Raw genomic sequence first — 25,212 nt, 5'->3', positions numbered from 1 at the left:
CGCGACTAACCCCCGCTGCAAACCTCGCACTCGCTTCAGGAAATGCCGAACCAATCTCACACCGCACAGAATGGAGCGCCGCAAAACTTTGATTCTGAGGGTATTCTCTGCGGTCTTCCAATCTCTTGCGGTGTTAAATCAGGGGTTTCTTAATTCTACTTTGGTAACTCTTCAGGGCGTTCATAAAAGTCATCAGGAGATTTCCACCCTCAGCCTCAGGCATCCGTGTCAATCCGTGTTATCCGTGGTCAAACATTCTGGAAGAATCAGGTCTGACCAGGCCCATATTAGAACTTACCAAAGTAGAATTAACCCCTCATCCAGTTCGCCCCACCTCCACCTGCCTCCCAGCCATGAGCAATGCCTACACAGTGCTTTGGAACAGTGACCGGGTCCGGATCGCCAAAAAGCACGGCCTCATCGGCAGGAGCATTGACTTTCTCTTTGGCGGCCCACACACCACGCAGCCAAGTTTCATCAAAGCCGGCGTGAAGGCCGGGGAAATCGTGTATCCCGTTTCAGTTCGAGACGGTGGCCTTCACATTCTCTCGCAGGTACGGATCAGGGCCGTTATGACGGTGGACGACTTCATCGCAGCTCATCCCCATCTCTATCCTCCCGAGACTCATGCACCACGCGCTTTCGAGACCCTCGAAAAAGGCGTCGAGTTGCACCCCTGGCTGCGCGCCTTAAACTGGACCGGGTCAGACCATGTCCTGCTGGCAGAGAGATCCACCCCGTTCAGCTTCGACACCGTCCTACCGCCCGAGCTGCTCACGCGGCTGACCTTCCGTTTCAACAAAGCCGACTGGCCCGTCAGTGGCGTCGCAGAAAGCCGCCTCACCACCACCGTCGGCCTTCAGGGCATCCATCGGTTGTCATTCACTTCTGCATGGGACTTTGCCAGCCTCTTCCCGGCATGATTTCAGACCAAATCCCTGGCATCTTTTTCTGAAAAAGTGCGTCCAATTAAGTGTTCGCAGTAAAAATCAAAACTGCTAGGGTTAAGCAATGGCCCCGACCGCACGACCGCTAAGTAACGATAACGTTGTCGATAATCTCGCACTTGTCGCCGACCTCCCGATGCTGGCAGAAGAACTTGGAATGCGAGTGATCTCGCGTGGCTCCAAAAATCCAAAGGCGCTTTGTCCGTTCCACGACGATCAGACTCCTTCGCTAAATTTTTATCCCGGCGAGGGCACTAAACGTGGCCAATACCACTGTTTTGCCTGCGGAGCGCATGGTGATGTCTTCGGATTAGTTATGCGCTTGAAAGACTGCGACTTTCGGTCTGCGCTACTCTGGATCGCGGACCGATATCAACAACCTCTGCCCACCGGGCATGAACGTTCGAACCGCAGTTTGCGTGCAGAAGGATTGGAATTGGCGTTTAGTGCATTCAGCAAGCAGTCGACCCCAGAAAAAAAGCTGCTCCGTGATTTTGCGGAAGCTCGTGAATTCGCTTCCAATTGGCTGGAGAAAGCAGAAGTTTTCGGTGCGGTTGGGCGCAAATTGACACGCAAAGCTATCCCAGGCGGCCGCGAAGGTGCGGAAGCGCTGCGCGAGGCTGGCGTGTTGCAGCGGGGTGAAATACCAACAGGTCCAGACGGTGTACCGTTGGCGCTCGATTTGCCATGGCGGGATTTTTTCTCGCAAGACCGTGTGCTCTTTACATTGCGGGATGATCGGGGCCGTGTTGCAGGCTTCGCCGGACGCGCCTTATCTTCACAAGATTCTCCCAAATACCTTTATACCCCCGGTTTTAAGACATCCGAAACGCTCTATCGTTTTGATCGTGCGAGGAACATCCTCCTCAAGAACAGCAAAACAGCTCAAAATGCCGACCTTTTTGTCGTGGAAGGACTGCTCGATGCGCTTCGCTTAGAATCCTTAAATTTCCCTGCGGTCGCAGTATTTGGCAGTCAAATAAGTGCGGGGCAGGCTAAGCTCCTGAATCGGCTGGCAGATGAGTTGGACCGGGATGGTCGTCGTCTTTCCATTCACTTGTTTCTCGATGCCGACGATCCAGGGCGCGCAGGCCTTCGCCGTTCGCTGTCCCGATTGTTGACGTCATTATTAGAAGAACAAACGCAAACGCTTGCGATTGACGTCATCTCACCGCCAACAACAGCAGAGAAAAGAGATCCCGATAGCCTATTATGTGAAGTCAAGACGCATGAAGACGCACAGAAACACTTGGCAGCATGGAATGCTGGAGTGTTGGAATGGCTGCTGGCGGACTCTCTGGAAATTCCGCCTGAACACTTACCGGCAGAATGGCCGCGACTAGCTGCTAGCCGAATACAGCGCGCTCATCGTAGCATCGAGCGTTTGCTTCCGCCTGAGAACTGGCCTCAGATCTTGACGCGTTATTCCCTTGCGGAGCGTGTCCTCGCTCCCTCAAACGGCCAGCCACCCGAATGGAGCCATGGGATCGAAGAGTTTTTACGGGCACGGCGTTCCGTAAGTCCAATTTCGCAGAATTTCCCTCCAGACCGCTCTAATACGAATAAACTTCAGCACGCAATGCGTGTTGCTAAAGCAAGTGGACAACGGCGAGAACTTCCGGTTGATGAAGGAAGCTGGCCTCGGCTCGAAGCCGCAATCGAGATTGCGATTCCCGCCCTAATCGAGGAACTAAGACATGGAAGGCAGCCGGAGGAACCATTTGTCAGCACGCTAGTGCCACGAAGCGACGCCCAATACCGGCCAAAGGCGCTGCCAAGCCCAGAGTCACTGACAATGCAGCAGTACATTCTCAACGAACTGCTGCGCGACTTTCCCGAAGTTCCACTCTTTGCCAAGTCCATTCCGGCAGTTCGATCTCTTACAGGTCGCGAACGAGGTCACTCGTGGACCACGGGACCTAAGATGAGCCAAGAGACGGTGGCCTTCGCCTACCAACTAGACATGGATATTATAGAGGCACGTCGGTTGCCTGAGCGTGAAGGAATGTTTCGTCCGTATTCGCGCTGCTGGAGCGAATTTATCAGCTTCATCGATAAGCGGACGAGCGAGTTCCACGCCTCCCTCTTTCACGTCGCGCGAGTGGATATTCGACGCTACTACTGCACCCTCCCCCGCTCTGTTGTCATCGCAGCATTGTTAGAGCCCCTTCGGACAGCGCTGCACGCCGTAGCAGCTTGGGACACTAACCGTAGTGCTGTGGGATGCGCGCCATGCTTTGCACCACAAGTGACTGACCCTGACGCAAGAGCGCAACGTCTCGTTGATTGGCTCTGCGATCAATGTTTCCAAATTGAAAAAGAGGATCCGAAGACCGGTGAACGGTTACTACAGCAACAAGGCGTGCCACAGGGGCCAGATTTGTGTGCTTATCTTGCAAACATCGCGCTTTTTCCCCTAGATCAAACGCTTCAGAAGCTCGTGGAGAGTATCAATGCTCAAGCTGAAATAACGCACGGGAAGGGCGTTCGCGGGGCGGTGTATGCACGTTACGTCGATGACATGGTTTTGGTGGCTACCACACCACACGATCTTGCCCGCATGCGTGCGACAGTTGAAAACGGCCTTTCGGCACTTGGTCTGACAATCAGCCCAAAGACGGAAGAACTGCCTGCAATGAGCTATACGGAATTACGCAGATGGTTGACTGAAAAGCGCGGCTTGGCTTTGGGAGCCTCCGGACCCTTTGCTGGCCCGCCAACAGTAGAGCCTCTTGGTTCATGGGAACCGCTTGCAGATGCCGGTGAGATTGATCGGAGTGACTCACTATTAGTATTACACGCGCCAAGCTTCACCGATCCAGAAACAGCACCAGAACAAGTGATTGAAGCCGTTCGGGTTGCCCTTCGAGGCGAGAATTTGCGTCATGGCGACAAAGCTAGGGCTGCCCAAGGCTTGTGGATATGTGCAGCGCAAAGTCATAACGAAAACGTAAAAGAAGCAGCGTGCAGTTTATCAAATTTGTGGAATTCTACAGCTCCATATCCCGTCGAAATTAACCCCTCTAAACAAAGCAAACCATGTTACGGTTTGCCGGAATTGTTGGCATGGTTAGATGGCTTGGAACGACTTCTCTGTTCGCGCCCAGAGCGCAATCCTAGCTTTTCTCCTGATAAACAGGAACGGGCGCTTCAAATCCGCCAAATCGTCGCTCGGTGGACGAATCAGGGGATTTGTGAACAACTCGCCAACCTAGTGGAGCATTCCGCACAAGAGCAGAACGCACATATGATTCGCTTGCGTAAAATGGCAATTTTACGCGCCTCACTTATGCTATTGCCTGAGCACGGGGTGCCGCACTGGTTCAAAAAAGAAGCAGCGCAACGCAGCATTGTAACACATGCCGAATGCCGTCTTTTAATATCTATTGCTGAGTCTTGCAACGACGCGGAGTTTCTCACGCGAGCAAGGTTGCACCCCGACGTTTCTTCTCCGTGGCTGCTGCTACATGAAGCGACTGCGCGCCTCATTATTGCAACCAGAGAAAGTCCGCCTAAGCAAGACACCCAAAATCAACCGGTAACAGAAACGGTGGACCCGCTTGAAGCGCTGCGTTCGCGAGTGTCTCCACTTAAATCCAAGGATTTTCATTTTTTTCTAACCACATCGCTGGAGTTTCTAACGCCAGATTTCTCAAGGAATTATTCCGAGGGTGACAATAAACCTGCACAAGCTGCAGCTCGCATGCTCTCGACGCTTGACCCTAGATGGCTAAATTCACTTTTTCGCAAACGACAACCATTGACTGAGGCAGTATTAGGACATGGTGGTGAGTGGACAGGTGTTGCCATCGCTACTCCCCCAGGACTAAACGTTCCGGGATTGCTAGGAGTGAAGACAGAAGAGCAGAATGAAGTTGTTCGAGTCGATTTTAGAGTTAACTCAAGCTCCGTCTTATCGCCCCTCTTAACATGGACACAACCGCAGGCCGCTGACACCGCTCTTCAATTCTGTAAAGCCGATCTTGGTATCCGGAGCTTATTAAGGCCTCGCGATCTCGGTGCGCCGTTCACTGCTTCGCAGTTTCCACGACTTGCTCGTGCGTTTCGTTGCCTGGCGAAACCGCCCTCAAGCACGACAGAGCCTTTATGCCCTGTTACGCCAGTAAACGTGCTTGGTCCTGACTTGAATTCGCAAGCTGCTGATAGAGAAGACGCGGTCTGGGAACCACTAGGCTACCAAATTCCTTTGGAAGATCTACGCGGACACGCATTTGTCAGGAACGGCTCTGGTCTTACTATCGAATGGGTCGCACAGCGCCACGACAATTTGTGGAGGGCTGGAACCGCGCTTGCCGATTTGGTGGGAAGGGGTAGCCACACTCGTTCATTCGACACTCAGCGCTTCGGCGAATCTTCGAATACTCTGAGAGACGAAGATGATTGGGGCACGGAAGCGATGCTTCGATATTGCCTCACGCGGCTACGCGGCACTGCTTTTCCTAGCCGTTCACCCATCTCGCGAGGACAAGAGTTTCCCGCCAGTATTGAGAGGGTGCTCAAACGGATGGAGAGCTTTCCCATAGGCAATGGTGAAAATGCTTCAATGATAGCACACCTTTTTGCGACTTTAGCCGAGGGCCGTGCTCTATACGCGAGCACTGCATGCGAAGGATACGATTGGACCTCCTCTGGTGGGCCTGCTGCACTTCTTGCGGATTTAGCACCATCCTTTTTTCGGGTGGATGAGATGCTGGCATACCATCTGCCACGAGTGAAAGTGTGGCCCGAAAAATTGCCGAAACGTCGTCCCACATTAGCTTGGCTGGCGGTCGCCGTCCGCATCGATCTTCTTGTGAACGCGGACCGTCGCGGCGATGTCGATCCGACTTTAACATGCGTTGCAGCTAGTGCGCGTCTTCTTGCATTACAGGCTGAAATACGTGCTCAAGCACTTGAGCAATGGGCGCGCCTGAGTGTCAATACACGCGAGCAACTGCGGGCGAAACCGCCGAGCCCCGGCGAGGCCTGGAGAATTGATGCCAGCTCTCTTTTACAACGTAGTCAGGGCCAAATGGGCGATGTGGGGAGAGCAGATGCAAACGTGTTGTCTCTTTTCGACACATTGGCTGACGCAACAAAGAAAGGTGCCGCCTTCCCATTTCAAAAATTAGAGAGTATCACACCGCTGGGTTGGCTTGTCGTTCTCGGCACGCTCACCTCAGCTTTTAAAGACAGTGCTCATGCTGGGACGGGGGCGCTTCATGCGGAATTGCTACCAGAACTCCATCGTGAGTTGGGCGATTTAGCGGCTGTGCTGGCTGCCAACGGCAGTATTGATGGTGAACCGCCGTGGGATTGGGTAGAGCCATTTGTGTCAAAGTTCGGTGTTGAAAGAGCAGAACGAGCTTTCAGCACCTTAGCGCGCTTGGACTTCGCCATGGGGGCTGAAATTGTCTCAAGTGTATCGAGCCTTTTTCGATTGATTCCCATTCAACGGCAGGGCGTGGTTCAATACTCTTCTGAACATGGCACCTTCGAACTGCCCGCGTGGCAAGTGCAGTTTGCAAAGGTTCGTGGCGAAAGAGGAAATGTGGTCGAAAATCATTGCCTTAATGGAGAGGTGTTTTCACACTTTGTTGAGACACGTTCAGGCGGACGACTATTAGGCTTGAGCGTCATTCAACCGCATCTCGCTATACTTGCAGATTTGACAAACCTGCCAGAACAGATATTGCCAGATCCTACGCCTTTGGAGACTGAACCCGAGCTTAACATCGGGCTTGCACAGCAGTCTATACCCCCTCTCCAGCCCGTCTCACCAGAGCCTATTCCTTCGCCTAGTGTTAGTTCACAGCGCTCTTCAGCGTCTCGCAATTATCGCGCTCAACTGGAACAGTTACAGCAGAGAGAGTGGAGCAAACGTTCGAAAAAGGCCCCCCGCCACGCTCGGGTCGCCTTTTTCCAGTGGGACGTCGATGACAGTTACCGCCATCCTCTCTTTGATGCGTGTCACGCCGACCAGAGCAGCGTTCCAGACCCCGAGGAACCGGGGAATTGGAAGCAGCATGAACAGGTTCCAAGTTGCGCTGAGGAGCGCCGTCGAGAACTTCTCATTGCAGCTCTCCGCGCGTGCAGACACTTTGAGGTAAACATACTCCTACTTCCCGAATACTCGATCCGGCCGGATACCGCTAAATGGCTGCGAGAGGTCTTACCAAATTTAGCACCTAATACATCGGTTTGGGCCGGCACATACCGAGTGCCCGGCAAAAGTGTTGTGGATGTTGCGGGTGATCAACTTATCCCGGGAGGATGGAGCGCAATAATGCCCGTCTTTCTTCAGGACGAAGGTCAAACAATTAGAGTAAATCTGCGACAAAAAAAATATCCATCTGTAGCCGCCGGAGAAATCTTCAGGCCGGAGATTAAGCCTCTCCAACCAGTTTTTAGACCCCTCTCTATGCGTTTCGACCCTCGGAACTATGTGACAGAACTGATTTGTTCCGAAGTGTTTCTCGCGACTAGTCCCGCCAACATTCATGGGACAACACTCGCACTCCGCGCACTCGCGGATCGCTTTTCGATCCCTGAGTTGTCTCGGGACGACCTTCTTGAAATTGTTTCAAAAGACATCCTTAACTTTGGAAAATATTGTTCTCTAAGTGGAGCTCCAGAGCAGCCAAGGCTGATTTTGCTTGTTCCTGCGATGACGGCTAGGACCGCAGACTACGCCGCGCTTGGGCAGGCCAGCTTTCTTGCATCCTCAATCACAACGGTTTTCTGCAATGCTGTATCGGAGTGCTCACGCGGTGAAAGCTGTATAATCGGCCATGACGGCTGGGGCATTGAGGCGGAAGAGAACTCAGGATTGCCTCAGCCCGGCCCCTACCACGGTGCTCTTCCCGGCATCTATCAGCCAACTGCTGCGATGAACGCACACAATCTTGGTAGACTCGGAAAAAAAGAACAGGCCTTGGTAATTGCCGATATTGACCCAGTCTATTCGCCAGAGGGCAAGCCTCGTCCTCAAGTGCTCCCGCCGCCGCTCTGCTTGGTCGCACACCTTCCGTTGATCGAAAGTGGCCATTTTTCTAATCCTTCTGTTCCCAAACCAAAGCATTTGTGCCGGTGTCAACACTCGTTGATCCAGACGGACAAAATAGCGCAAGTTGCCATAGATATACTTGAACGCATTAAGCGGGGAAGAGAATTGGATTGGAGGACGACAGCAGACGACTCAACTCCCGCCTCTACAGGAGAGTTGCTCGGCAAACTAGCAGAACTAATTGAGGCTAAACGCCCAGGTTGGTTGTTCAAAAGGAAAGACTTTTATATCCGCGAGCACTTAGCCAATCCTCTGCCTTGGCCCCCGCCTGCATTAATTGATTGGCTTTGGGTAGAGAGACAGCGGCCAGATGGAAATTTTGCAAAGCTCGATACTCCTCCGTACTCGATGTAAAGCATTTTAAGCATTTTAAGCATTTTCAATCTTAATAAGATGCCGGGCATTATTTGAGACGATCGGCGGCATCTCGCTGGTTTTCAGCGCTTTGGCACGGATGCGTGGCCCAACCCTTGGCGCGTGATCGGGCGACGGAAAACGGATTCATCCTCGCAGCCTTGCAGGACGATGGGGTTATTCCTGCTTGATGTTCCAGCGCTTAGGGGATTCTTTTCGGGGCTGCCCGCCAGTGAACTCCAAACAAAAACGAACGATGCGCAGCAGCGAACGGTAGGTCGTTCGCCAAACTCACCTATCCCTCGTAATGCAACAGAAGCCGCTCCTCGTTGGCCCATGGCGGGGCAAAGTATCATACGCCAGCATGAGAACCCTTGAGCCAAGCCTCCGACAAGCCGTCTTCCAGTTCGTTGCATCCTTGGGCATCTCGATAATTTTCGTTCTGCTCGCGGTCCCGTTGATCTCCAGCCCTGTGTATGTTCAGATTGAGGGCGCACCCGAAGGTCAATGTAGGATAGATGAATGGGCATCATTCTCCCGGAACTGGTTGCCTGACAGTCTGCTTCTGGCGGCTGGCCTCTTGGTTCTGTGGGGCCTGTTCATGCTCCTGAGAGCCACCTATCTCAAAGTATGTGCACCCTATAGGCACGATTAGCCCTCCTGAACATGGAATACACCGAATTCGAGTCCTTCATCGAGCAGGCGAGAAAGAAGACATAACCAAGCTTATTGAGGAGAAGTGGCCGGCAGAGGAAATCGATGGTTGGGAGATGACCTCGGTTTCAGCAAGAACCGGCGAGCGCAGCGGCCCCAGTGGCAAGGCGGGAGCGCCGTCTGCTATTGAAGAATAACAGGCAAGCGACTAACGCAGCCAATGGGGCCGCTCCGCCGCCCGGGCAATGTGACAAGATTTTTGAGAGTTGGTCTAGGTCGCCAAGTGCCAGTGGAGATTTGTTTTTGCTCTACGATAGGCTCGAGTTTATACCGGACGAAGAGAAGCAAGACTATCGCCCTCTCAAACGACCGGCAGGACAAGGTGCTGATAGCAGCTCCCACCCGCAATGAAGAAGCAGGGTCCCAGCCATTCACCCTCGCCAGCCAGTTCTCCCTCACTTCATCCACTTTCCGAACTCTCTTCAATCTCTGCCACCACTGCTCCTTGGCCCCTCTGCGGCAAACCGAAGCTCGGCTCCGTAGGCCCTCCTCTTCGTTCCCCTCCGGCTCCTTTCAGTCGTCTGCTTGCCTTCGGCTATCTCCGCTTCGCTCCGGTTCGCTGTCCCTCGGCTCCGTAGCCCACCATCTCTCCGTTCACAGCTCCACGAAAACGTAGGCCCTTCCTGCCTCATCCAGGTCATCGGGAAGATCGCTGAGTCCCCTTCAGCGACAGGCATCCGTGTCAATCCGTGTCAATCCGTGTCATCCGTGGTCAAACACTCTGGAACAACGAGCCTCTCTTCATCGTCCCTCCCTCCCCCTTTGACGATAACAGGCAAGCGCCCAACGCCGCCAATGGGACCGCTCCGCCGCCGGAAAGGGACAAGATTGATGAGAGCCGGTCTGCCAGACAACCGGGCACCTCAAATCCCGCCCTGACGATCATCATCCCAAACGCAAACAACCTGCAGGATTGCCGAATCCGACACACAACTCCCTCCCATGCTCCCTTCCATCGCCATGACGATCCTTGACCTCGCCCCTCTCACGGCCCCCACCCATAACCCCATCTCCCGCTCCCCCATCCCCTCCCAAGCTCCCCACCTGAGAGAACCCACCCCCGCCCCCCTTGGCCCGACGCCCACCGCCACCCCAAACCCCTGATCCTCATCCCCTTAAAGACGAAAAACACGACATTTTCTTACCTCCAGCGGCGAAAGCGCACCTTTTGAGCACGTAGGTAACCACTTCCGCCTGCCATACAGCCAGCCAACCAGCAAGGCGGACAGCCCGCCTGCATGCCACCACGCCTCGCCTCCTTCGATGCATATCGCGGCATCGCCCTCTTCCTCATCGGCCTGCACGAGCTCCTGCTGCTGGACGAAGTCGCAGCGCTCCACCCCGACAGCCCCGTCTGGCAGTTCATCCGCTTCCACACCTCCCACGTCCCCTGGTCCGGCTGCTCCCTGCACGACCTCCTCATGCCCTCCTTCGTCTTCCTCATGGGCGTCTCCATGGTCTTCAGCATCAATGCCCGCCAGGCCCGCGGCGACACCCGCCGCCAGCTGACGCAGCACGCCGTACTGCGCGCCCTGGGCCTCATTTTCCTCGGCATCTTCATCCGCAGCATCTCCCGCCAGATGACCCTGTGGACCTTTGACGAGACCCTCACCCAGATGGGCCTCGCCTGCCTGCCCGTGTTTGCGCTCGCCTTCTGCTCCATGCGCGCGCGTGCGCTTGCCTGCGCCTCCTTTCTCCTGCTGCACTGGCTCATCTACGCCCTCCACCCCATCCTGCCGCCCCACGCCGACCCCACCGCCTGGAACACCCCCGCCGGCTGGCCCCACGACTTCACCGGCTTCTTTGCCCACTGGAACCACAACCGCAACGCCGGCTGGGCCTTCGACGTCTGGCTCCTCAACCACTTCCCCCGCACCGCCCCCTACGTCGGCTGGCTCGGCGGCTACACCACCCTGAACTTCATCCCCACCATTTCCTCCATGATCCTCGGCCTCATCGCCGGCACCTGGATCAAAAACAACAGCACCCCAGTCCGCCGCCTCGTCATCACCGGGGTGGCCGGCATCCTCCTCGGCCTCGGCCTGCATTACGGCGGTATCTGTCCCATCGTGAAGCATTTATGGACCCCCGCATGGGTCTGCCTGAGCGGCGGCATCTGCATGCTCGTCCTGGCCGGCTTTCACCAGCTGATGGACGTGCAAAAGCACAGCCGCTGGGCCTTCCTGTTCATCGTCATCGGCATGAACCCCCTGGCCTTCTACCTCATGCGCCACGCTCTTGAGGCCTGGATGGCCGAGGCCGTGCACCGGCACTTCGGCACGCGCTACGTGATGCTGCTCGGCCCGCAGATGCAGTCCATCATGACCGGCGTCCCCAGCCTCCTCTTCATCACCCTTGTGGTTTACTGGATGTACCGCCGGAAGATCTTCCTCCGCCTGTAATCGTCATCATTTCTGGGTTCCTTTTTCACAAACTGAACCCGTTTTTCAGAAACATCGCCCGCACTTCCTGCTCGATCTGCTCCAGCGAGCGGTCGTTGAGCAGGATGCCCAGGTGCTTCGCGCAGACGGCGTCCGGATCGGTGTCGTCGGGCGGCTGGGGGTCCTTGGGGGGCGAGGGGGGCGGTGTGGGCGGAGTAAGGCCTTTGGGGTAGGAGAAACGGCCGCCGCCCAGGTCCTTCACTCCGGGCTGCTGCATGAACTCTTTCATGGCGCTGCGGTAGGCGTCATACAGCGGGCGCAGTTTTTTGAGCTCCGCATTGTAGGCGTCCACCTGGTCCCAAAAGGCGGGCCATTTTTTCTTTTCCTCATGCAGTGCGTCAAAGTAGCGCATGAGGCGCCGACCGCCGTCATCGTGCACAAAGAAATACGCGAGGATGTGGGAGGAGTGGTAGCGGTTGGCGAGGTCTTCCATGGAGGGCGGCGGGCCCGCGGGGCGCGCCCGCTGTTCTTCATGGTCCGCCACCTTGAAACTTTTGATCTCATGGCGCGTGCTGATGTCCGTGGTATAGCCCCACACCTCCTTCACACCGATCCACTGCGGCTTGTAACGCATGGCGCTCATCAGGCCGCGATTGCGTGAGCCGGGCTGTTTGGCCAGGAAGGAGGTGCCGTCCCCGCTCACGGAAAACATGCCGCCTTTGTAGGCCAGATTGGAGGTGTACTCCGCCAGACCTTCGATGAGCCACACCGGCATGTAGGGAAGGTACTCATGCATCATCTGATGCGTGATCTCGTGCGTGATGGTGTCGTTGTTGATCTCGCCTTTGCGGTAGTAGGCGCCATTGGCACCGACGGTGTTGGAGATGCCCAGCTCATTGAAGGGCATGCGGAAGACCTTGTCCGGGCGCACATACACGCCGCCGGACCATGGCGGCGCGCCAGTGGCCAGGTACTGGTCTCGCGAGGCATACAGCTCCGCCTGAAACTTGGCCCGTCCTTCCTCGGGCTTCGGGATGATGCCCCAGGGCATGAGGCGCACGAGTTCGTAGGTGCTCTCAAAAGCGCGGCAGACATCCTTCATGAGGATGGCGCCCAGCTTGGCGCTGGTCTTGAACTGAAAGTGGCCGGACTCGTAGATGCAGCTGCCCGGCTCCTCTTTCACCACCTTGATGTTCATGTAGAGCATCGGTTCCTTCACCTCGCTGGGCATGCGGCGTTTGTCCCAGGGGATGCGGGCTGCGTCCGCGGGATCTGCGGTGCTGGCGGCGGGCTTCGGGGTATTCGTGGTGTTTTGCCGCACCCAGGCCTGGTCTTCTGCGGAGAGGCTTGCAAGAGCCACAGTGGCGGTTTGTCCTCCGGACATGATCAGCGTGACGTTGCCGTCCTTCATGCCTCCAAATTCGGCCTGCACCTGCTTTCCCTGCGCATTGGTCCATGGACGTGGCTCAGCCTTCGCGGAGGAAACAGCCAGCAGGCTCAGGAGAGCCAGGGTGTGAGGGCGCAGGGACATGACGGCACACCATGAAGGAGAATGGCCTTCACTGACAAGAGCAAAAATGAGGGGGCTTTTCCCACAGCCCAGGCCCACTCTGGGCATTCCGCCTAATAGCCGCTCCAGCCATGCCCCGGCATGCCAGGCTGCACTCCATCTCCGGCCCGATGATAATGTGGCACCTGAAAAAACGCAGCGTAGAACAGCGGTCCGATCAGCGGAAGGAGAGCCACGAATGACCAAGACAACTTTTTCAGCCACGGCACTGCGGTGAATTTTGGCAGCAGCCACAGCCCGAACACCAGCCGCAGGGAGACCACCAGCGACACAAGGATGATTCCGGTGGCAAAGGAGTGCTGGCGGATGAACTCACTCATGTAGGCAACCTACCGGGGTTTGCCTTACTTTGTCAACGCATGACGAAACCTCTTTTCACGGCATCAAAAGTGCGCATTCTCGAACGGCTCTGATTTGAACCCTCATGGAAGCAGTCAACATTCAGTTTGCCCCTGCAACAGGCACCGAAGAAGAATGGAACGAGGCGTATGCACGCCTCGCGGACTACTTTCGTTCGTACCAGCTGCACAATCGAATCCGTCGTACGCAGCTCATTCTGGAAACTCTGCGCAATGCGTCCAAGGCGCATGCGAAAGATCCCTCGCGCACGCCCACGGCGCATTCCATCGAGCAGGCGCGGCTCATGCTGCGCGAGTGGCTTGGACGGATCTACAGCGATCTCAATCTCAATGAGGCGCAGCTGGAGGCGACGGGGCGGCTGGGCTTTCACCTGGCCGGCGGCCCCTCGCGCTGGCCGCAGTTTTTCCTGGATGAGCAGAACATGCCGGATGACATGGCCGAGGCCATGCGCTCCGCCATCCGAACCTCCGGTCCGGGCATGCAGGTGAGCAAGATGACTCCGCGAGACATCGACCTGGGCATGTTTACCGACGTGGCGGACGACACCTTTGACCGCCTGGGCCGCCACCCGATCCTGCGCTACTCGGTGCTGGTGATCATCATCGGCAGCGTGCTGGGCTACCTTTACTCCCTCTTCGGATGAGCGCACCCATTGGCAGCCAGACCGCGAACATCGCGATGACCGCCGGGATGCCGCCCAAGCACGTCTCCCGGACACGCCGCGCCACGTTCTTTTCACTCGTGGGGCTGGGCACCATCGTAGGTGCGTGGCTTTCGTATATTTTTCTTTCGGAAAATGGCATGCGCAAAGGGGAATGGGGGCTGCTGCTGGTGTTCATTCCGCTGTACTATCAGCTGAATGTCGGCTTCTGGACCGCGCTCTTTGGCGTGTGGCTGATGAACCGGTCCGAGGCCGACCCGCTGAGCCTGTGGCACTCGCTGAGCAAGGACGACTTTGACCAGCCGATCACCGCCAGCACGGCCATCATCATGCCCGTCTTCAATGAGGACGTGACGCGCGTGTATGAAGGCCTGCGCTCGATCTACCTCTCCCTGGAAGCCACAGGACGGTCCAAGCACTTTGACTTTTTCATCCTGAGCGATTCGGACAAAGCGAGCCAGTGGATCGAGGAAGAAACCGCGTGGCTGGAGCTCTGCCGGCAGCTGAAGGCGTTTGGCCGCATCTTCTACCGACGCCGCCGCAAGCAGATCAACCGCAAGAGCGGAAACGTCTCCGACTTCTGCCGCCGCTGGGGCAAGCGCTACCGCTACATGGTGGTGCTGGATGCGGACAGCCTCATGTCCGGCGCGCTGCTGACGAGCATGGTGCGCATCATGGAGAAGAATCCAGGCATCGGCATTTTGCAGACGTTCCCAAAACAGATCGCGGCGGACACGCTGCTGGGGCGCGTGATGCAGTTTGCGCAGGCGCTGTATGGGCCGCCTTTCATGGCCGGGCTGGACTACTGGCAGTGTGGCGAGGCGAACTTCTGGGGACACAACGCGATCTTGCGACTGGCGCCGTTCATCGAGCATTGTGCGCTGCCGCCGCTGCCTGCGAACGCGCCCTTCGGCGGGCACATTCTGAGCCACGACTTTGTGGAGGCGGCGCTGATGCGCAAAGCGGGCTACGCGGTGCGCTTGCTGCCCACCACGCGCGGCAGCTATGAGGAAGGCCCGCCCACGCTGGTGGACATGCTCAAACGAGACCGGCGCTGGTGCCAGGGGAACATGCAGCACCTGTGGCTGCTGTTTGCCAAAGGCTGGCACCCGATGAGCCGCATCAATTTCCTGCACGGCATCCTCAGCTATGTGAGCTCGCTGCTGTGGTTCCTGTTCCTTGTGCTGGCCACTTTCCTGGCCGCCACTCCCACGGAGCACTCGCAGCCGCAGGCCATCCTGGCGGAGAAAATACTTCTCGGCGTCACGGCGATGCTGATCTTCCTGCCGAAGACGGTCATCCTGCTGGACGAAGTGATCACCGGGCGGATGTTCAAGCCGCTGCGGCTGCGCTTTCTGACCTTTTTCAGCAGCCTGCTGGACACCGTGGTCTTCACGCTGATGGCGCCGGTGCTGATGGTCTTCCACGCGCGTTTCGTGGTCTATACGCTCATTGGCAAAAGCGTGAGCTGGGTCACGCAGCGGCGGAAGATCGATGGTGGGCTTAACTGGAGCGAGATCATCTTCACCTTCCTCAGTGTCACGCTGATGGGCGTGGCGTGGGCGGTGCTGGCCTGGTACGTCTCGGCGGAGTTTCTCACGTGGATCAGCCCAATTCTGTTCTCGCTGGTGGTTTCCATCCTGGTGGCGGCGATTGTTTCCGGCGGGCGCAGCGGACGGCGGCTCGGCCTCTTCCTCACGACGGAGGAACATGAGCCACCGACGGTGCTCAAGACCATGCAGCAGAATCTGAAGGAGATCAAAGACCGCATCCAGCTGTCGCCCGAACTGGAGCGCCACTTTGGCCTTATGCAGGTGTGCCTGGACCCGTATGTGAACGGCCTGCATGTGAGCCTGCTGCGCCGCCGCCGCACCATTGAAGTGTCCTCCACGTACCTGAAGGAGATCAGCCACCGGCTCATCACGCAGGGGCCGCAGACTCTGAATGCGCAGGAACTGAAGGCGCTGATGCACGACACCGACACGGTGACCAATCTGCACTACCGCATCTGGAGCGCCGCGGACCACGAGCTGGCGCCCTTCTGGGCCACCGCGATACGGCAGTACAACCTCGCCTCCACCAGCCCCTTCGCCCATACTTTGGCGAAGAAGGAGGTGGAGTAAAAAATACGACGCGCGAGGTCTGGGCCGCGATGGAAAGCCGATAACTCCGGCCATGCCCGGGCGGCGGAGCGGCCCCATTGGCTGCGTTAGTCGCTTGCCTGTTATTCTTCAATAGCAGACGGCGCTCCCGCCTTGCCACTGGGGCCGCTGCGCTCGCCGGTTCAATATGACAATCTTTTCGAGAACTGGTCTAGAAACCTCCGAAGTTGCCACCCAGTCCGCCTCCCGCGCCGCCGCCGCGGTAGCCACCCATGCTGGTGCTAGGGCGGGCGTAGTGATTGCGGTAGCCGCCGTGGTAGGGCCGGCGCACGTAGGCCCTGTTGTAACCGTAGGGTGCCACGCAGGAGCTCAGAGAGCCCAGGGTCAGCAATGCAGCACAGATGGCGAGAAGTTTAGTTTTCATAACAAGCAAGTGATTGGCGGGTTGAACCTAGGCAGCACCAATCAGGCCATCGGTTCTGCGCTGTTTTCTGAGCTTCACAAAACAGCGTCCGGAAAACTCCGGACGCTGCAGTAGAAGATTCAAAGCCTGCACGAATCGCCGGCCTGAAGGAGACTCTTCTTAGTGGTGGTGACCGCCAAAGCCGCCGTGGCTGAAACCACCTGCGTGGCTGAAGCCGCCCGCATGGGTGAAGCCACCATGATAGCCGCCGAAGCCACCGGGACGGTAGCTGCTGTAGCTAGGACGATAGCCGGTGAAGCCGGGACGGCCATAATAGGGGCTGCGGTAGCCGCTGTAGGCATAGCCGGGACGGTTATAGTAGTAGTTGTTGAAACCGATGCCGCCATAGAGGCCGCCCAAGCCATAGCCGGGATAATAATTGTTATACCCATAGCCGTAGCCGCCATACGGGGCGACACAGGAGCTCAGCGAGCCCAGCGTCAGCACAGCCGTGAAAAGAAGGATGAGTTTTGATTTCATAAACGTGAGGGTTGGTTCATCAAGTTCGACGCTGCCTGCCGAACCGTATTCAAAAAAACGCCCCCCTATCGTGGCGCAGGGGATTTGGATTCCCCCTTCCCAAGGGCGGCCGTTCATGCCAGCATCCCGCCCACCATGAAAATGCTGCTCCCATTTGCCCTGTTTTTTGCCTGCCTTTGCACCCTGAACGGCCAGCAGAAGAGCGGGCCAGTGATCTCGCCGGACATTCAGGAGGATCACAGCGTCATCTTCCGCCTCCGTGCGCCCAAGTCCGAGAACGTGGCCGTGCGCGGCCAGTGGGACAGGAAAACGACCGCGATGACGAAGGACGCCGAAGGCCTGTGGACGCTGAGCGTGCCGGGCGTGCCCGCAGGTGTGTGGGAATACAGCTTTGTGGTGGATGAGCTCAGCATGATCGACCCCGCGAACACGGCGCAGAAGCCGCAGCGCAGCCCGACCTCGAGCATTCTGCACATTCCTGCGAATCCGCCTGCGCCGTGGGATTTTCAGGATGTGCCGCATGGCACGGTGCACCAGCACACCTACCTCTCCAAGGCGCTGAGCAAACAGCGAGGGGCGTGGGTGTATACACCGCCGGGGTATGAAGGGGGCACGCATAAGGAATACCCGCTCTTTGTGCTGCAGCACGGCTCCGGCGACCGCCACGAGACGTGGGTGCAGCATGGGAAGGCGCACTGGATTCTGGACAACCTCATCGCCGCAGGCAAAGCGCAGCCGATGATCATCCTCATGATTGACGGCCACCCGCTGGGCCAGGTGCCGCGGGACATGGCGGACCGCCGCGCGCTGTCGCTGGCTGCTTTTAAGAACGAACTTTTCACGGATGCGATCCCGCTGGTGGAAAGCCGCTACCGTGTGTCCAAAGATCCCGCGCAGCGCGCTCTCGCCGGCCTCAGCATGGGCGGCTGGCAGGCGCTGAGCATTGGCATGACGAACCTGGACCGCTTTGCGTGGATCGGCTCCTTCAGTGGCGCGGTGGATGAGAATGAGATCAAGCCGGCGCTGGATGACGGCCAGGGAACGAATGCGAAGGTGAAGCTGCTGTGGATCGCGTGCGGAGAGAAAGATTTTCTGCTGGAGCGCAACCACCAGCTCATTGAGAAGCTCAAGAGCAGCGGGGTGAAGCATGAATGGCACGAGACGGCGGGGGATCATTCGTGGCCGGTGTGGAGGAATTATCTGACGGAGTTTGCGCCGAGGCTGTTTCGGTGAGGAGTGTCAGTCCAAGTTTTTGGATCGAGAATACAACCGATGTTTCATCCACCCATCGAACCTGCTGTTCCGTTTACCGAAACGCAGCTGGACTTGATCGAGCAGGCTCTTGGGAGACCGCTGCCCAAGGAGTACCGGGAGTTTGCGTCTGTGTATGGAGGAGCATTTGTGGGTGGATCCATCGATGGAAAGGCGGAGTTTCCTATTCTGACCTTTTTCGGTGCCAAAGCCGTGTTGCTAAGACTGGACATACACGATGATTTGAAGGCTGACGGGGTGCTGCCTGTCGCCGACTGCGAAATGGGCAATCTCTATGTGATTGACCGTCAAAACGCGGTTCACTACATCAACTATTACGGTGGACAAACCACTGCAAGGCGGGTGGCCGATGCATTCGATGACATGCTCAAGCGCATTGTTGTGGAAGAAGAATAAAACTCACGCGCTCTTCCTGCATGCCACAGCCCCACTTGCGCATCGCCATCGTTGGTTCCGGAACAGCGGGACCTGCAGCGGCGATTTATCTGGCCAGGGCGGGGCATGGGGTGACGCTGTTTGAGCAGGCGCCGAAGAAGCTGCCGGTGGGGGCGGGGTTCATGCTGCAACCCACGGGCATGGCGGTGCTGCATGAGCTGGGTCTTGCGGATGCGCTGCTGCCACACATCGCGAAGATTTCCAAACTGCATTGCCGCACCCGGTCCGGCCGGGTGCTGCTGCATCTGCCTTATGCGGAGCTGGGCAGTGAGCTCTTCGGAGCAGGGACTCATCGCGCGACGCTGCTGGACTTGCTGCTGGAGGCTGCCGAGAAGGCCGGCGTGAAAATGCTTTGGAACACGCACATCGCCAAACTGACGCGGGATGGTGCGCAGCGTCCGAGTTTGCATGATTCGAATGGCGCGGCGCATGGGCCTTACGATCTGCTGCTCATCTGCGATGGTGCGCACTCCACGCTGCGGGATCAGAGCGGGGTGCCGGCGCGTGTGAGCCGGTATCCGTGGGGGGCGCTGTGGTTCATCGGCAAACGCACGGCGGAGTTTGATCCGGAGGTGCTGTGGCAGTGCGTGGGCTCGACTCGCGAGCTGACGGGCTTTCTGCCCACCGGCACGCGGCACGATCTGCTCAGCCTGTTCTGGAGCATCCGGCTTGATCAGATCGAACACTGGAGGAACACGCCGCTGGCCGAATGGAAGCGTGATGTGCTCGCGCTGGCACCGCAGGCGGAGGGTTTTCTTTCGCAAATCGAGTCGCATGGGCAGGTTGCCACGGCGGCGTATCATGATGTGCGGATGAAGCAGTGGCACGGAGAGCGCGTGGCGATTCTTGGCGATGCCGCCCACGCTTTGAGTCCGCAGCTTGGCCAAGGGGTGAACCTGGCGCTGATGGATGCGGCTGAGCTGGCGCATGCAGTGGCAGCGCACGCATTGCCGGAGGCTCTCGCGCAGTACTCGCGTGCGCGGCGGAGACATCTGGGGTTTTATCAATTTGCCACACGCTGGACCACGCCGTTTTTTCAGTCTGATCTGCTGCCGCTGGGCTGGCTGCGGGATCTGGTGTTTCCTGTGATTCAGCGCATCCCACCGCTGCGGCTGCAGATGACGGCGACGATGGCGGGAGGGAAGACGGGGCCGTTTTCGAGTTTGAGATTGAAGGGGAGGTGATGGACGGGTGGGGGTGTTACTCGCTTCCGGAAAATGGCTGAGAGCGTGTTGCCTGCGGCGATGGAGTGTGGAGTTCGGTTCCGAGGCGGCGCTGTCGCGGTATCGGAATACCGCGCTACATTCCCCCATGCGCACGCTCGGCCTTAGCGGTTTTTTGGAATGCACGAGTTCCTTGGAGCTTTGAACGGCTCATAGCCTGCGCAAAGCTCGAGAGGACTGGAGCACTCCAAAACGCTGTCGCGCTGTGCGGAGGGGCCTAACATTCCGCGACGTTTACGGCGAGGCCGCCGCGGGAAGTTTCCTTGTATTTGGTGCTCATGTCGGCGCCGGTCTGGCGCATGGTGGCGATGACTTTGTCCAGGGAGACGCGGTGGGTGCCGTCTCCGCGGAGGGCGAGACGGGCGGCGTGGATGGCTTTCACGGAGCCCATGGCGTTGCGCTCGATGCAGGGGACCTGGACAAGGCCGCCGATGGGATCGCAGGTGAGGCCGAGATTGTGCTCCATGGCGATCTCGGCGGCGTTTTCCACCTGCGGGACGCTGCCGCCGAGGGCCTCGCACAAAGCGCCTGCGGCCATGGAGCAGGCCACGCCTACTTCTCCCTGGCAGCCGACCTCCGCGCCGGAGATGGAGGCATTGCGTTTGTAGATGAGGCCGATGGCGGCGGCGGTGAGGAGAAAGCGCACGATCTTGTCGTCGTCCGCCACGCGCTGCACGCGCACGAGGTAATGCAAAACAGCGGGGAGGATGCCTGCGGCACCGTTTGTGGGAGCGGTGACGACACGACCGCCGGCGGCGTTTTCTTCATTCACGGCCATGGCCCAGAGGCTGACCCAGTCGAGGATGCAGAGCGGATCATTCAGCGCGGCTTCGGGACGGGCGGAGAGTTCCTGAAACAAGGCGGGGGCGCGACGCTGCACGTGCAGGCCACCGGGAAGAATGCCGGGGCTGGCGCAGCCGCGCTGCACACAGCGCTGCATGGCCTCCCACACACGGAGGAGTGCGGTGCGGGTTTCAGATTCGGGGCGCCGGGCGTTTTCATTGCGCAGGGCCATCTCGCTCACGCTGAGGCCGGACGCTGCGGCGAGGCGCAGCAGGGCATCGCCTGTATGCAATGCGAAGGGTGGCGGTGTGCTGTCTTCCTGCGGGGCTTTGATTTCGTCCACCACGAAGCCGCCGCCGATGGAGTAGCAAGTGTGGGCCAGCAGCTCCGTGCCTTGCGCATCATTAGCAATGAAACGCATGCCGTTTGGGTGAGCGGGCAGGGGCTTGGTGCGATGAAATACAAGATCCTGTTTTTCCTCAAACGCGATCTCCTGTGTGCCGGCGAGGCGCAGCCGTGCTCCGGTCCGGATGGCGGCCACGCGTGAGTCGGCCGTGTCCACATCCACGCTTTCCGGGAGCGCACCCTCGAGACCGAGCAGGATGGCCTTGTCGGTGCCGTGGCCTTTTCCTGTCAGAGCTAAGGAGCCGTAGAGATGGGACTCAACACGCGCCGTGCGCTCCAGCACGCCCGCAGCCGCCAGCTTGGCGGCGAATTTTTGTGCGGCACGCATGGGCCCCACGGTGTGCGAGCTGCTGGGGCCGATGCCGATGGTGTAGAGGTCCAAGGCGGAGAGGCTCATGGCGGAATGATAGGCGGAGATGGCAGAATTTCACAGTCGCAAACGCAGTGTACGGGCGGACGCAAATCCAGGCTAAGTCCGGGCCGGGGCCGAAAGCGCTGATTCATGCGTCCAAAACGTCCGCGAATACGACATAGAACAAGCGGGTTTCAAATCGTCTTTCCCCTTGAATCCTCCTGCCCGGCTACGCTAGAACAAGAGACAGCATGCTTTCGGATTCATGAGCGCACGTGATCAGTCAACGTCTGAGGATAAGAAGGCATCTTCCACGAATGAGGCCTTCTTTGCCGCGCTGATCGATCAGGCTCCGGGGGGTGTGTATGTGGTGGACGACGAGTTCCGCCTGATGCGAGTGAATGCGCAGGCGCGGGAGGCGTTTGCGCCGGTGGAACCGGTGATCGGCCGAGATTTCGGGGAGATCATTCACCAGCTGCGCGGGAAGGAGCGCAGCGAGCACCTAACGCCGATCTTCCGCCACACCCTGAACACCGGCGAGCGCTATGCGTCCCCGCCCGAAGTGAGCGCGGGACGGAGCTATGAGTGGGAGCTGCAGCGCATCCTGCTGCCAAACGGCCGGCATGGAGTGGTGTGCTATTTTACCGACACAACGGTAAGAGAGCGTGCCCGGGAGGACGCCCTGCACGAGCTCTCCGCGCTGCGCCTGCTGCAGGAGTTCAGCACGCGGATCATCCACCAGGGGAACGTGGAGGAGCTGCACCAGCAGATTCTCGATACCGCGATCGCCATCATGCGCGCGGACATGGCCAGCCTGCAGATGTACGACGAAGGGGAAAAGGCGCTGCGACTGCTGGCCTGGCGCGGCTTTCATCCGCTCTCCGCGGCGCACTGGGCGTGCATCAGGTTTTCCTCCCTGACGATCTGTGGAAAGGCGATGGCCGATGGAGCGCGCACGCTGGTGGCTGATGTGGAGGAAAAGGCAGACCTGGCGGGCACTGCGGACCTGGCGGAGTTTCGCCGCTCCGGGATCCGGGCGTGCCAGTCCACCCCGCTGCTGTCGCGCACGGGGCGGCTGATCGGCATGGTGTCCACACACTGGCGGGCGCCGCATCTGCCCACGGAGCATGATCTGCGCCTGTTTGACCTGCTGGCGCGGCAGGCGGCGGACATCATCGAGCGAGCGCAGGCGGAGGCGGCGCTGAGGTCGAGCGAGAACTTCAACCGGAACATCGTGGAGGGGAGCCGGGACTGCATCAAGGTGCTCGATCTGGAAGGCAACCTGATATCCATGTCCAAGCGCGGACAGGAAATGCTGGGCATCGAAGAGATTCAGCCGTTCATCGGCAAATCCTGGGTGGAGATATGGGAGGGCGCTGCGGGCGAGGCTGCGCGCGAGGCGGTGCAGACGGCAGCAGCGGGAGGCAACGGTCGCATGGTGGGGCGCGCCCACACCCTGCGCGGGGAGACCAAATGGTTCGACACGGCCATCTCTCCCATCCCGGAGGCGAACGGCGCGGTGCTGCGGCTGCTGGCCAGCTCACGGGACATCACGGAGCGCCAGCAGGCGGAAATGGACGCGCAGCTGCTTGCGGAGGTGAGCCATGACCTGAGCGCGCTGAGCAGCGTGGAGGAGATCGTGCGCGTGGTGGGGGCAAAGCTGGGGCCGCACATGGGGCTCTCCCTTTTCAACTATGTGGACATCGACGACGCCGCAGGCGAGTGCGAGGTGGTGCATGCCTGGCACCGGCCGGACGTGCCCAGCTCTCTGGGACGCTACAAGCTGGCGGAGTACCTTTCCTCCGAGTATCAGGACACGCTGCGCAACGGGGAGCCCTTTGTCATCTGCGACACCGGCAATGATCCGCGCACGGATGCGCAGGCGTATGAGCGGCTGCGGATGAAGGCCTTTGTGTGCATGCCGCTGGTGCGGGACGCCGTGTGGCGCTTCACACTGAACATCCACCGTTCCGAACCGCATGTGTGGCGCGCGGGGGAGATCGAGCTGCTAAGGGAGCTGACGATGCGCATCTGGACGCGGCTGGAGCGCATGCGGATGGAAAACGCGCTGCATGAGAGCGAGGCGCGCTTCCGCACGATGGCCAATGCGATCACCCAAATGGCGTGGATGTCCCGCCCGGACGGCCATGTCTTCTGGTACAACCAGCGCTGGTATGACTACACCGGGAGAACACCCGAGGAGATGGAGGGCTGGGGCTGGCAGAGCGTGCATGATCCCGAAGTGCTGCCCCAGGTGCTGGAGCGCTGGAAAGGCAGCGTGGACAGCGGCGAGCCTTTTGACATGACCTTTCCCGTGCGTGGAGCGGACGGCATCTTCCGTGCCTTCCTCACACGTGCCATCCCGCAGAAGGATGCGGAGGGGCAGGTGACGCTGTGGTTTGGCACGCTGACGGACATCAGCGAGCTCAAGCGGATCGAGGCCACGCTGGCAGACCGAGTGGCGGACCTGGCGCGCGCGGACCGCAGCAAGGATGAGTTTCTGGCGATGCTGGCGCATGAGCTGCGCAATCCCCTAGCACCGCTGCGCAACTCGACAGAACTGCTGCGGACGTCCGGGGCCAGCGCAGAGGATCAGAGCCAGGCGCTGCATACGATCAGCCGGCAGATCGACAACATGACGCGGATGATTGATGATCTGCTGGATGTGGCGCGCATCACGGAAGGACGGATCGAACTGCGCCGCCAGCCGGTGTCCCTGGAGGCGGTGCTCAACGCCGCGACGACGCTGCAGCGTCCCGGCTGCGCCGCGCTGAATCAGGAACTGACGCTGAATGTGCCCGAGGAGCCGGTCTATGTGGATGGCGACGCCACGCGGCTGGAGCAGGTGTTTGGCAATCTTCTGAGCAATGCCTGCAAATACAGCGGTGAAGGTTCGCGCATCTCCGTGACCGCGGAGCGGGGAACCTGCGCGGTAACAGGCCAGCAGGAAGTTGCGGTGACTGTGCGGGACGACGGGCTGGGCATCTCCGCAGAGCTGCTGCCGCATGTGTTTGACCTGTTTGTGCAGGCCAGCCGCTCGCTGGACCGGGCGCATGGCGGGCTGGGCATCGGCCTGAGCCTGGTGCAGCGCCTGGTGCGGCTGCACGGCGGCAGTGTGGAAGCCCACAGCGCGGGGCTCGGCCATGGGAGTGAGTTTATCGTGAGACTGCCCATTCTCATCACCGTGCCGGTGCCCGCGCCCGCGCCATGCCCGCCGAGAACAAGGGAAGCACCACGCCGCATGCTGATCGTGGATGACAACACGGACTCCGCCTGCAGTCTCGCCATTCTGCAAAAGCGTCGCGGGCACGAGACGCGTGCGGTTTTCACCGGGCCGGATGCGCTGGAGGTGGCGGCCGAATTTGTACCGGAGGTGGTGCTGCTGGACATTGGCCTGCCGGGCATGGACGGCTTTGAAGTGGCGCGCCAACTGCGAAGGATGCCCTCCATGCGCGGCAGCCTGCTGGTGGCCATGAGCGGCTACGGCAGCCATGAGGACCGCGCCGCGGCGGCACAGGCCGGCTTTGATGAATACTTCGTGAAACCGCTCGACCTCGGTCTTTTGCGCCAGCGGCTGGAGCAGCATGGGAACGGCGGCGGTGTTGGCGCGGCTCATTGCGGGATGAATTCTCCCGAGTGATTTT

General features: G+C 58.9%; 15 protein-coding genes. 10 read left to right on the top strand and 5 right to left on the bottom strand.

The annotated features are described in order from the left end of the window. Positions 1-353 precede the first annotated feature (353 nt). The 4 genes from ACILSR_RS25745 (at position 354) to ACILSR_RS25730 (ending at position 11,483) form a co-directional block, all read left to right on the top strand. On the top strand, positions 354-923 hold the full coding sequence (locus tag ACILSR_RS25745; RefSeq protein WP_395752683.1) for a hypothetical protein: 570 nt from the start codon (positions 354-356) through the stop codon (positions 921-923). A gap of 88 nt (positions 924-1,011) precedes the next feature. Further along, positions 1,012-8,367 carry a CHC2 zinc finger domain-containing protein gene (locus tag ACILSR_RS25740; protein WP_395752682.1) on the top strand — a complete coding sequence of 2,452 codons (7,356 nt, stop codon included), beginning with the start codon at positions 1,012-1,014 and terminating at the stop codon, positions 8,365-8,367. A 1,656-nt stretch (positions 8,368-10,023) separates the two neighbouring features. After that, entirely contained in the window at positions 10,024-10,185 is a 162-nt protein-coding gene (locus ACILSR_RS25735; RefSeq protein WP_395752681.1) for a hypothetical protein, read from the top strand. 134 nt (positions 10,186-10,319) lie between these two features. Continuing rightward, positions 10,320-11,483, top strand: a complete 1,164-nt coding sequence (locus ACILSR_RS25730) for a hypothetical protein (protein ID WP_395752680.1) — start codon at positions 10,320-10,322, stop codon at positions 11,481-11,483. Between the two features lie 25 nt (positions 11,484-11,508). Here the strand turns inward: ACILSR_RS25730 and ACILSR_RS25725 are convergent, their stop codons facing one another. Together ACILSR_RS25725 and ACILSR_RS25720 are read right to left on the bottom strand one after the other, a co-directional pair. Beyond that, complete coding sequence (locus tag ACILSR_RS25725; RefSeq protein WP_395752679.1) at positions 11,509-12,993, bottom strand: SHD1 domain-containing protein; 1,485 nt, start codon at positions 12,991-12,993, stop codon at positions 11,509-11,511. Positions 12,994-13,085: 92 nt separating this feature from the next. Beyond that, entirely contained in the window at positions 13,086-13,352 is a 267-nt protein-coding gene (locus ACILSR_RS25720; protein WP_395752678.1) for a hypothetical protein, read from the bottom strand. A gap of 104 nt (positions 13,353-13,456) precedes the next feature. Between ACILSR_RS25720 and ACILSR_RS25715 the strand changes: the two genes are divergently transcribed. Both ACILSR_RS25715 and mdoH read left to right on the top strand, forming a co-directional pair. Next, positions 13,457-14,035, top strand: coding sequence for a hypothetical protein (locus ACILSR_RS25715; RefSeq protein ID WP_395752677.1), 579 nt, complete (start codon positions 13,457-13,459; stop codon positions 14,033-14,035). After that, on the top strand, positions 14,032-16,176 hold the full coding sequence (gene mdoH, locus ACILSR_RS25710) for a glucans biosynthesis glucosyltransferase MdoH (RefSeq protein WP_395752676.1): 2,145 nt from the start codon (positions 14,032-14,034) through the stop codon (positions 16,174-16,176). Before ACILSR_RS25715 ends, mdoH begins: the two co-directional genes overlap by 4 nt. A gap of 190 nt (positions 16,177-16,366) precedes the next feature. On the opposite strand, the gene ACILSR_RS25705 is transcribed toward mdoH, so the two are convergent. Then, on the bottom strand, positions 16,367-16,579 hold the full coding sequence (locus tag ACILSR_RS25705) for a hypothetical protein (RefSeq protein WP_395752675.1): 213 nt from the start codon (positions 16,577-16,579) through the stop codon (positions 16,367-16,369). Positions 16,580-16,738: 159 nt separating this feature from the next. Continuing rightward, positions 16,739-17,098, bottom strand: a complete 360-nt coding sequence (locus ACILSR_RS25700; protein WP_395752674.1) for a hypothetical protein — start codon at positions 17,096-17,098, stop codon at positions 16,739-16,741. 135 nt (positions 17,099-17,233) lie between these two features. Here ACILSR_RS25700 and ACILSR_RS25695 point away from each other — a divergent pair, with 135 nt between their 5' ends. From ACILSR_RS25695 to ACILSR_RS25685, 3 genes are read left to right on the top strand one after another with little or no spacing between them, the layout of a single operon-like run. Next, positions 17,234-18,331 (top strand): alpha/beta hydrolase-fold protein, encoded by a 1,098-nt coding sequence (locus tag ACILSR_RS25695; protein ID WP_395752673.1) that lies wholly within the window; start codon positions 17,234-17,236, stop codon positions 18,329-18,331. 39 nt (positions 18,332-18,370) lie between these two features. Next, positions 18,371-18,766 carry an SMI1/KNR4 family protein gene (locus tag ACILSR_RS25690; protein ID WP_395752672.1) on the top strand — a complete coding sequence of 132 codons (396 nt, stop codon included), beginning with the start codon at positions 18,371-18,373 and terminating at the stop codon, positions 18,764-18,766. Between the two features lie 20 nt (positions 18,767-18,786). Next, positions 18,787-19,989 (top strand): FAD-dependent oxidoreductase, encoded by a 1,203-nt coding sequence (locus ACILSR_RS25685; protein ID WP_395752671.1) that lies wholly within the window; start codon positions 18,787-18,789, stop codon positions 19,987-19,989. A 256-nt stretch (positions 19,990-20,245) separates the two neighbouring features. Here ACILSR_RS25685 and ACILSR_RS25680 read toward each other — a convergent pair whose 3' ends face one another. Further along, positions 20,246-21,613, bottom strand: a complete 1,368-nt coding sequence (locus ACILSR_RS25680; protein ID WP_395752670.1) for an L-serine ammonia-lyase — start codon at positions 21,611-21,613, stop codon at positions 20,246-20,248. Between the two features lie 220 nt (positions 21,614-21,833). On the opposite strand from ACILSR_RS25680, the gene ACILSR_RS25675 reads away from it, so the two are divergent. After that, the gene (locus ACILSR_RS25675) at positions 21,834-25,208 is read left to right on the top strand and encodes a PAS domain-containing protein (protein ID WP_395752669.1); all 3,375 of its coding nucleotides are present in this window, start codon (positions 21,834-21,836) and stop codon (positions 25,206-25,208) included. The last annotated feature ends 4 nt before the right edge of the window (positions 25,209-25,212 follow it).

This window comes from Prosthecobacter sp. (genome assembly GCF_044222565.1).
Lineage (GTDB): Bacteria > Verrucomicrobiota > Verrucomicrobiia > Verrucomicrobiales > Verrucomicrobiaceae > Prosthecobacter.
Note: the sequence above shows the minus strand (reverse complement) of the source record. Positions and strands in the feature narration are given on the sequence as shown.

Excerpts from the sequence above, each read along its gene's own strand:
- ACILSR_RS25745 (WP_395752683.1), top strand. The coding sequence starts at position 354 with ATGAGCAATGCCTACACAGTGCTTTGGAACAGTGACCGGGTCCGGATC.
- ACILSR_RS25740 (WP_395752682.1), top strand. The coding sequence starts at position 1,012 with ATGGCCCCGACCGCACGACCGCTAAGTAACGATAACGTTGTCGATAAT.
- ACILSR_RS25735 (WP_395752681.1), top strand. The coding sequence starts at position 10,024 with ATGCTCCCTTCCATCGCCATGACGATCCTTGACCTCGCCCCTCTCACG.
- ACILSR_RS25730 (WP_395752680.1), top strand. The coding sequence starts at position 10,320 with ATGCCACCACGCCTCGCCTCCTTCGATGCATATCGCGGCATCGCCCTC.
- ACILSR_RS25725 (WP_395752679.1), bottom strand. The coding sequence starts at position 12,993 with ATGTCCCTGCGCCCTCACACCCTGGCTCTCCTGAGCCTGCTGGCTGTT.
- ACILSR_RS25720 (WP_395752678.1), bottom strand. The coding sequence starts at position 13,352 with ATGAGTGAGTTCATCCGCCAGCACTCCTTTGCCACCGGAATCATCCTT.
- ACILSR_RS25715 (WP_395752677.1), top strand. The coding sequence starts at position 13,457 with ATGGAAGCAGTCAACATTCAGTTTGCCCCTGCAACAGGCACCGAAGAA.
- mdoH (WP_395752676.1), top strand. The coding sequence starts at position 14,032 with ATGAGCGCACCCATTGGCAGCCAGACCGCGAACATCGCGATGACCGCC.
- ACILSR_RS25705 (WP_395752675.1), bottom strand. The coding sequence starts at position 16,579 with ATGAAAACTAAACTTCTCGCCATCTGTGCTGCATTGCTGACCCTGGGC.
- ACILSR_RS25700 (WP_395752674.1), bottom strand. The coding sequence starts at position 17,098 with ATGAAATCAAAACTCATCCTTCTTTTCACGGCTGTGCTGACGCTGGGC.
- ACILSR_RS25695 (WP_395752673.1), top strand. The coding sequence starts at position 17,234 with ATGAAAATGCTGCTCCCATTTGCCCTGTTTTTTGCCTGCCTTTGCACC.
- ACILSR_RS25690 (WP_395752672.1), top strand. The coding sequence starts at position 18,371 with ATGTTTCATCCACCCATCGAACCTGCTGTTCCGTTTACCGAAACGCAG.
- ACILSR_RS25685 (WP_395752671.1), top strand. The coding sequence starts at position 18,787 with ATGCCACAGCCCCACTTGCGCATCGCCATCGTTGGTTCCGGAACAGCG.
- ACILSR_RS25680 (WP_395752670.1), bottom strand. The coding sequence starts at position 21,613 with ATGAGCCTCTCCGCCTTGGACCTCTACACCATCGGCATCGGCCCCAGC.
- ACILSR_RS25675 (WP_395752669.1), top strand. The coding sequence starts at position 21,834 with ATGAGCGCACGTGATCAGTCAACGTCTGAGGATAAGAAGGCATCTTCC.